This is a genomic window from Lentzea sp. NPDC037011 (assembly GCF_055607425.1).
Window position 1 is genome coordinate 28,299 of sequence record NZ_JBVJRT010000013.1, and the last position, 8,049, is coordinate 36,347.

Here is an 8,049-nt window from a genome sequence, read left to right on the forward strand (position 1 = left end):
TCCTCCTCGGTCAGCGGTTGCGCACGACGAACCCGATCGTCGCCGCGGCCGCCACCATGAACGCGATCAGGCTCAGCGCGATCGGCAGGCCGACCTCGCCGGCCAGGAACCCGATCGTGGGCGGCGCGAGCAGGATGCCCCCGTAGCCGAGCGTCGAAGCGACAGCCACCCCGTTCGGCCCACCGAGCTGACCGGCGCGGGCCATCGCCACCGGGAAGATGTTCGCGAGACCGAGGCCGGTCGCGGCCAGGCCGGCGAACGCCAGCGGCAGGCCGGGGGACAGCGCGGCGACCAGTGTCCCGGCGCACGCGAGCGCACCGCCGATGACGACGACCCTGGTCTGCCCCAGGCGTTCCAGCAGGCGGACACCGGACAGGCGGCCGACGGTCATGGTGCCCTGGACGACGGCGTAGCCCGCGGCGGCCAGGCCCTGGCTCGCGCCGAGGTCGTCGCTCAGGTGCAGCGGGACCCAGCTGTCGAGCGCACCCTGGCTGTAGGCCGCGCACAGGCCGATGAGGCCGAACAGCAGCACGCCGGAGGTGAACTTCGGCAGCCGCAGGCCGGTGGCGCCGTCGTCGGCGTGCGAGCTGGGCAGCGGGTGCGCCAGCAGGACCCGGCCGAACCACGCCGTGATCAGCAGGCCGACTGGGGCGAGGAGCAGCATGTGTGCGGTGGGTGTCAGGTGCGAGGCCAGCAGGCCGCCGAGTCCCGCGCCGGCGAGGCTGCCGAGGCTGTTCGCCGCGTGCAGGCTGGGCATGACCGGGCGCTGCACCGCCTCGACGAGGTCGATGGCGACGCTGTTGACCGCCACGTCGATGCCGCCGTACGCGACGCCGAACAGCAGCAGCGACAGGCCGAGCGTCAGCGCCGAGTGCGTGAACGTCGGCAGCACGACGCTGACCGACAGCAGCGCGGCCGTGGCGATGGTGACCTGCCTGCTGCCGAAGCGCTGGCAGAGGCTGCCCGCCACGCTCATGGTGGCGACCGCCGAGCCGGTCATCGCGAAGAGCGCGAGGCCGAGGGCACCGGGTGTGGCCGCTGTCTGGTCCTTGATCGCGGGGATGCGCACCGCCCAGCCGGCGAAGAGGAAGCCGCCGAGCGCGAAGAACATGGTCACCGCGATGCGCAGCTGCACGAGTGCAGCCGGTGCCGGGTTCGTGGTCGTGGATAATTTGTTCATCGGTGGCACAAAATGAGTGTAGGGGCATGACGGAGACGAGGCCAAGGCTGAAGCGGGGGCACGCCGTCCTGGGGCGGGTGCTCTCGCTGGTGCACCTCGGGCAGGTCGCGACACGCGCTGACCTGACCGCTGAGCTGGGCGTTTCCCGCGCGACGACGGGTGCGGTGACCGCCGAGCTGGAGGCGCTGGGACTGATCCACAACGACACCCGTCCGGGGGCACCCGCTACGTCGCGTGGCCGGCCGTCGCACCGGATCGTGCTCGACCCGGACGGCCCGGTCGTGCTGGCGGCGCAGGTGCACGTGGACGGGTTCCGGGTGGCCGTCGTGGGCCTCGGCGGGGTGGTCGTGGCGACCGCGGCCGAGCGCTCGCCGGTCGGCGCCGATCCCGCGGACGTGCTGTCCGCCGTGGTGGGCGCGGGTGCCGAGCTGGTCGGGGAGACCGGCCGGCGGTGCGTGGGCGCCGGTCTGGCCGTGCCGTCCGCGGTGAGCCGCCCCGGCGGGACGGCGTTGAACCCGCTGCACCTGGCGTGGCCGGTCGGCGCGCCGGTGCTGGCCGTCTTCACCGAGCAGGTGCACCGGGCAGGGCTCGCGGTGCCGGCGTTCGTCGCGAACGACGTCAACCTCGCCGCGCTGGCCGAGCACCGGCACGGCGCCGGCCGGGGTGCCACGCACCTGCTGATGACCGCCACCGGGCACCGCGGTGTCGGTGGCGCGTTCGTGGTCGGCGGACAGCTCTACACGGGCAGTTCCGGGCTGTCGATGGAGGTCGGTCATGTCACGGTCAACCCCTCTGGTCGGTGGTGCCACTGCGGCAACCGGGGCTGTCTCGACGTGGAGACCGACCCGATCGGGCTGCTGGAGGCGGCCGGGCGCGAGGTGCGACCGGACGTCGCGCCCCTCGTCCAGGCCGAGGAGCTGGTGCGGGACGGGCATCCCGCGGTGCGGGGCGTGGTCGAACGGCTCGCGGTCGGCCTCGCCGGGCTGGTGAACGTGCTGAACCCGGACCGGATCGTGCTCGGCGGGCTGCACGCGGCCCTGCTCGAACGCGATCCGCGGCGGCTGGCCGCGCTGGTCGCCGACCGCGGGCTGTGGGAGCGCAGCGTGCCGCTCGTGCCGGCGGAGCTGGCGCACAACAGCCTGGTCGGGGCCGCGGAGCTGGCGTGGCAGCCGGTGCTCGACGACCCGCTGGGGGTCCTGGGTTAGCACGGCACCCCCAGCGCGCTCGTCACGGACCGGGCCACCGCCGCAGCCTGCGCGCGGATCTCCGGGAACGCCGTCGTCTCCCAGAGGTTCCCGCGCCGCAGCGCACCGAGCGTCCACAGTGGAGCGCCACCGCGCACCCGGCCGTCCGGCAGCGTGTCGAAGCCGAGCCCGAGCGGTCCGGGGGTCGCGTGGCCGTCGGCGAGCAGGCCGGCGACGAGCGGGTCGGGGCAGCGCCGCACGTCGTGGCGCACGCCGGTGCAGTTGACGGCGGTGCCCGCGGCGAGCTCGGTCCCGTCGCCCAGCCGCAGGACCACCCCGCCGGGGACCATCCGCACACCGGTGACCCCGGTGCGGTGGGTGCGCAGCTCTCCCGCGCGGCGCAGGCGGACCAGCGTCCGCGCGGTCGTGCCGGGCATGCGGTGCCGGTGGACCTCCCACGACCGCAGGTCCTCCGCGAGGAACCGGGAGCGGTCCGGCAACGGCAGCAGGTCCCACAGCCGCGCGGTGACCGGGCGGAGGCTGTCCAGCGCGGGCCGCCAGTCGCCGTGGCGCCGCAACGACTCCCGCACGTGCGCCGACACCACCCGGCGGACGTCGTCGAGACCGGTGCAGCCGGCGAGCTCCGGTGGCCGCATCGGTTGTGCCGGGCGGTGGCGGCGCGGCAGCAGGCCGGTGCGCGACACGGCGTGCACCACGCGACCGGGCCGGCCGAGCGTCATCGCGAGGTCGACGGCGGTCAGGCCGGTGCCGACCAGCACGACGTCGCGGTCGTCGCGGATGCGCTCCAGCGCGCCGGGGGCCCAGGGGTCCGGCACGAACGCGGCCGAGTCCGGGGTGTCGGTGGGCACCCAGTCGTCGCGGGTGCCGACCGCGCCCAGCGCGAGAACGGCGGCGTCGGCGAGGAGGAAGTCGCCCGCTGCCAACGAGATCCGCACGGCACCGGCGTCGTGGCCGATCCTCGTCGCGCGGTCGCGCACCACCCGCAGCCGGCCGGGGTGGCGGGCCGACACGCCGTCCAGGTGAGCGGCGAGGTAGGCACCGAACACCCGGCGCGGCACGAAGTCCGCCGCCGCCACCCCGGCCCACCGCGCGAAGTCACCGGGGTCGTCCTCCCGCGCGCTCATCTTCCCCGCGGGGACGTTGAGCAGGTGCCGGGGGTCGTCGGTGCGGTAGGCGACCCCGCGCCCGCGTTCCTCGGCCGGGTCGACCAGGCACACGGCGGCACCGCGCTCCAGCAGCCGGGCCGCTGTCGTCACCCCGGCCGCGCCCGCCCCGATCACCGCGATCACGCCGCGCCCACCCCGGCGGGCTGGGCGCACGACAGCGAGCGCACCAGGCTGAGCACCCCGAACCGGGAGCGCCCCTGCGCGGAGGCGGGCCGCACCACGCCGCTGACGAGCAGGCCGCGCACGAGCCGCGCGCAGGTGCTCGGCGGCAGGCCGGTGGCGGTCACGGCGTCGGTGACCGACCAGGCGCTGTCGAGCAGCGACAGGCGTTCGAGCAGCACGCGTTCGGCGCCGTCCAGCGCGTCCAGGCGTGCCGTGATGCGGTCGCGCAGGCCGTCGAAGAAGCCGAACGGGTCGTCGTTCACCTGGTCGCACAGGGCGTCCGGCTCGTAGACCGCGAGCCACTGCGCGACCGAGGCCAGCACCGCGGGGATGCCGTCGGTGCCGCGGGCGAGCCCGGCCACCGCGTGCAGGTTGGCGTCGGTGAGCCGGAAACCGGGACGGGACTGGCGCGCGTACCGGATGAGCAGCTCGACCGACGGCACCCGCGCGACCTCGGCCGGGCCGGTGTGGCGGTGCGGGACCGCCAGCGGACCCAGCGGGACCACGCGTTCGCCGGGCAGGCGCAGCGGGTCCGCCGCGGTGATCAGGACGCGCACCCGCGGGCAGTCCTGCAGCAGTGCCAGCGCCAGCTCCGGCCGGTGCGCGGTCCAGGAGTCCAGCACGACCAGCGCCGGTTGGTCGGCGATGATCTCGGCCAGCTCACCGGCACCGTGCCCGCGCAGGGCGTCGAGACCGGACCGCAGCACCGCGCCGAGCTGCGCGGGGGCGCGCACCGACGTCGGGTGCAGCGGGTCGGGCGAGGACCACAGCACCGCCAGTCCGTCCATGTCGTGCAGCGCCACCGCCACCTCCAGCGCGAGGCGGGTCTTGCCCACGCCGCCGAGGCCGGTGATCGTGACGAGCCGGTCGCCGCCCGAGCGCAGCGAACCGGCCAGCGCGGCCAGTTCCGCGCGCCGTCCGACGAGCGCGTCGATGGGCGAGGGAGGGGGCATCTCGCTCGTCGCGAACACGAAGCGCAGGTCCTCCGTGGTCACGCGCCGACCCGAGGCCTCCTCGATTTCCGTGTGTTCCCGACTGGTCAGTCCCAGCGCATTGGCCATGAGCCGCACGGTCTCCCTGCGGGGTTGCTGGGAGCTGCCGAGCTCGATGTCCCTAATCGTGCGCACGCTGACGCCCGACAGTTTCGCCAATTGGCGTTGCGTGAGGCGCCTATCTGTTCGGTATTTCCGGAACAGCAAGCCGAGTTGCCGTTGCGTTAAGGAATCCATGCAGACCAGACCCCCGAGTCGTCGGTTGTCGACAGAATGCCGGTCCGGTGTACCGCATCGATTCCGTTTTGGCTCCCCTCACGCTGTGCAACTCGTGGCTGGTATGTACGGGTGAATATTCCACTTCCGTGTTTAAAAGGAACTAATGAAGCTGAATCCAGCACAGGCGGTGCGCTGGGTCGGCATTCTGGGTGAAGTGGAATGATCACCGCTGACATGGGGGCGGGTGTGGAATTTCGTGTGCTCGGCGCCTTCGAGGCGTGGTCGGGCGGGTCGAGGATCCCGTTGGGCGGTGCACGTGCCGAATGCGTTCTCGCGGTGTTGCTGCTGGAGCGCAACCGTGCGGTCATGGTCGAGCGGCTCGTCGAGGCCGCCTGGGGTGAGCAGCCGCCGATGACCGCGGCGACCCAGGTCCGCAAGATCGTCGCGGACCTGCGCAGGCGGCTGCCGGGCGGTGCGGGGCTGATCGTCACCGACGGCGCCGGCTACCGGGCGGTGGTGCAGGACACCCAGACCGATCTCGGGCTGTTCGACCTGCGGGTGCGGCAGGCCCGCGAGGCAGAGGACGCCGCCGGGGTGATCGAGCACCTGACCGCCGCGCTGTCGCTGTGGCGCGGCCCTGCGCTCGCGGGCATCGACAGCCCGGTCGTCCGCGCGGCCGTGGCGGTGCTCGACGAACGCCGGATCGCCGCCGCCGACCAGCTGATGGAGACCAGGCTGGAGCTGGGCGCGGCACGGGAGCTCGTCGCCGACCTGCGCGCGCTGCTGGACGAGCACCCGCTGCGCGAGACCACCCGCGGCCAGCTGATGCTCGCGCTGTACCGGTCGGGCCGGCAGGCGGACGCCCTGCGGGTCTACGAGCAGGGGCGCCGGCTGCTCGCGGACGAGCTGGGCATCGACCCCGGTCCGGAGCTGATGCAGCTGCACGAACGCATCCTGCGCAACGAGCCGGAGCTCGACACCGCCGTGCACGCGCCGCAGGAGACGGCGGTGCCGCAGGCGTTGCCGTACGACATGACCGACTTCGTGGGCCGGGTGGACGAACAGCGGCGGATCAGCGAGTTCGTCGGCGGCAGGGCCGGCCGGGGGCTGATGATCGTCGCGGTCGACGGGATGGCCGGTGTCGGCAAGACCTCGCTGCTCGTGCACATGGCGCACCGGCTCGCGGACGGCTTCCCGGACGGGCAGTTCTACGTCGACCTGCTCGGGTACGCCGTCGACCGCAAGCCCATGGACCCGGTCGAGGCGCTCGGGACGGTGCTGCGGCAGGCCGGTGTGCCGCGCGACCAGCTGCCCGACGACCTGTCCGCGCGAGCCGTGCTGTGGCGGATGCGCACGGCGGGCCGGCGGATCATGGTGCTGCTGGACAACGTCGTGGACAGCGCGCAGGTCAGGGCGTTGCTGCCGGGGTCGTCCGACGGTCTCGTGATGATCACCAGCCGGTCCCGGCTCACCGGTCTCGACGGCACGCTGTCGTTGTCGCTCGCACCGCCACCCGAGGAGGAGGGGCTGGAGCTGGTCCTCGGCATCCTCGGCGACGACCGGGTCGCCCGCGAACCCGAGGCGGCCCGCGACCTCGTCACCGCCTGCGACCGGCTGCCGCTCGCGATCCGGATCGCCTGCACCCGGCTGCACAACCGGGAGCGCTGGACGATCCGCTACCTCGTCGACCGGCTGCGGGACGAGGAGCGCAAGATGAGCGAGCTCGCGGTCGGCGACCGCAGCGTCGCGGCCGCGATCGGCCTGTCCTACGACGCGCTCGAACCCGGCCACCAGCGGGTGTTCCGGCTGCTCGGCCTGGTGCCCGCGACCGAGGTCGACGTCCACGCTGTCGCGGCGCTCGCCGACATGGCGCTGGGCAGGGCCGAGAGCGTCCTGGAGGACCTGCTGGACGTGCGGCTGGTCGTGCAGCTCGCGCAGGGCCGGTACGGCCTGCACGACCTGGTGCACAGCCTGGCCCGCTCGCTGGTGGGCCGGGTGGAACCGCCGGGGCTGCGCACGATGGCGGTGCACCGGCTGCTCGACTACCAGCTCTGCGCCGCCGGCGCCGCGGCCGACCTGCTGGTGCACCGCCGGGCCCGCCCCCGGCCGCGCTACCTGTACCCGCCCGCGCAGCTGCCCCGGTTGCGCACCAGGAACGACGCGGTGACGTGGTTCGACGCCGAGTGCGGCGGGCTGCTGGCCGCCGTGCGCGGTGCCGCGGCCGACGAGCTGCACGAGCACGTGTGCCACCTTTCCGAGGCGCTGCACCCGTACCTGCGGCTGCGCGGGCGCATGACGGACATGCTGTGGGTGCACGAACAGGCGCTGGAGTCCGCCCGCGCCACCGGTGACCGGACGCTGGAGGGACGGGTCCTGCACCGGCTCGCCACCCCGCACTGGCACTTCGGCCGGCTCGGTCAGGCCCACGAGTGCGCGGACCAGGCGCTCGCCATCGCCGTGGAGGACGGCGACGTGGTGCTGCGCCGGGCAGCAGAGGCCGCGATCGGCAAGCTGCTCAACGAGTTCGGCCGCTTCACCGAGGCGTTGCCCTACCACCGGGCCGCCGCGGAGGACGGGCACCGGCTCGACGTGTCCTGCGAGGTGGCCGTGCTGGTGGACTACGCCTCCGCGCAGGCCGCCGTGCACGACTTCACCGCCGCCCGGCTCACCCTGGACTCCGCGCTGCGCCTGGCGAAGGACAGCGCCTCGCCCGGCGACGAGGGCATCGTGCTCGCCCGCTACGCCGACGTGTGCCGGCGCGAGGGCAGCCTCGACGAGGCGGGGGAGCTCGGGTCGTACGCCTCGGCGTTGTTGCGGTCCCAGGGGAACCAGGCCCAGGCGGCGTGGGCGGCGAACCTGCTCGGGCGCGTGCACTACGACCGCGGCGAGCTGGACGTGGCGCTGGAACGGCACGACCGGGCCCGCAGGCTCGCCGAGGACACCGGGTTCCGGGTGGAGATCGCCCGTGCCCTCGACGGTGCCGCGCGGGTGCTGGCCGACCGGTCCGACACCGGTGGTGCGGCGGAGCGCTGGCGGATCGCGTTGCGGCACTTCGAGGAGATGGGCGTGCCGGAGGCGGCGGTGGTGCGGCAGGGGCTGGCCGCCGTCAGCTGACCGGCCCCGCC

General features: G+C 74.2%; 5 protein-coding genes and 1 pseudogene. 2 read left to right on the plus strand and 4 right to left on the minus strand.

Annotation, left to right across the window (positions count from 1 at the left end; all coding sequences use genetic code 11):
• Positions 1-10: 10 nt before the first annotated feature.
• A complete protein-coding gene (locus ACZ7CH_RS33270) occupies positions 11-1,180 on the minus strand; it encodes an MFS transporter (RefSeq protein ID WP_360397143.1) in 1,170 nt (389 codons plus the stop codon).
• A gap of 26 nt (positions 1,181-1,206) precedes the next feature.
• Between ACZ7CH_RS33270 and ACZ7CH_RS33275 the strand changes: the two genes are divergently transcribed.
• The gene (locus ACZ7CH_RS33275) at positions 1,207-2,385 is read left to right on the plus strand and encodes an ROK family protein (RefSeq protein WP_470375757.1); all 1,179 of its coding nucleotides are present in this window, start codon (positions 1,207-1,209) and stop codon (positions 2,383-2,385) included.
• Here the strand turns inward: ACZ7CH_RS33275 and ACZ7CH_RS33280 are convergent.
• The 3 genes and pseudogenes from ACZ7CH_RS33280 to ACZ7CH_RS33290 all read right to left on the minus strand — a co-directional run.
• Positions 2,382-3,674, minus strand: a complete 1,293-nt coding sequence (locus tag ACZ7CH_RS33280) for an FAD/NAD(P)-binding protein (protein ID WP_470375758.1) — start codon at positions 3,672-3,674, stop codon at positions 2,382-2,384. The two genes, ACZ7CH_RS33275 and ACZ7CH_RS33280, sit on opposite strands and share 4 nt — an antisense overlap.
• Positions 3,671-4,708, minus strand: a complete 1,038-nt coding sequence (locus ACZ7CH_RS33285; RefSeq protein ID WP_470375811.1) for a helix-turn-helix domain-containing protein — start codon at positions 4,706-4,708, stop codon at positions 3,671-3,673. Before ACZ7CH_RS33285 ends, ACZ7CH_RS33280 begins: the two co-directional genes overlap by 4 nt.
• A 45-nt stretch (positions 4,709-4,753) precedes the next feature.
• Positions 4,754-4,942: pseudogene (locus ACZ7CH_RS33290) on the minus strand (helix-turn-helix transcriptional regulator); the annotation flags it as partial.
• 201 nt (positions 4,943-5,143) lie between these two features.
• Between ACZ7CH_RS33290 and ACZ7CH_RS33295 the strand changes: the two are divergent.
• Complete coding sequence (locus ACZ7CH_RS33295; protein WP_470375759.1) at positions 5,144-8,038, plus strand: AfsR/SARP family transcriptional regulator; 2,895 nt, start codon at positions 5,144-5,146, stop codon at positions 8,036-8,038.
• Positions 8,039-8,049: the final 11 nt, after the last annotated feature.

Bases quoted from the DNA above. Each gene is read 5' to 3' on its own strand.
- ACZ7CH_RS33270 (WP_360397143.1), bottom strand. From the start codon at position 1,180: ATGAACAAATTATCCACGACCACGAACCCGGCACCGGCTGCACTCGTG.
- ACZ7CH_RS33275 (WP_470375757.1), top strand. From the start codon at position 1,207: ATGACGGAGACGAGGCCAAGGCTGAAGCGGGGGCACGCCGTCCTGGGG.
- ACZ7CH_RS33295 (WP_470375759.1), top strand. From the start codon at position 5,144: ATGATCACCGCTGACATGGGGGCGGGTGTGGAATTTCGTGTGCTCGGC.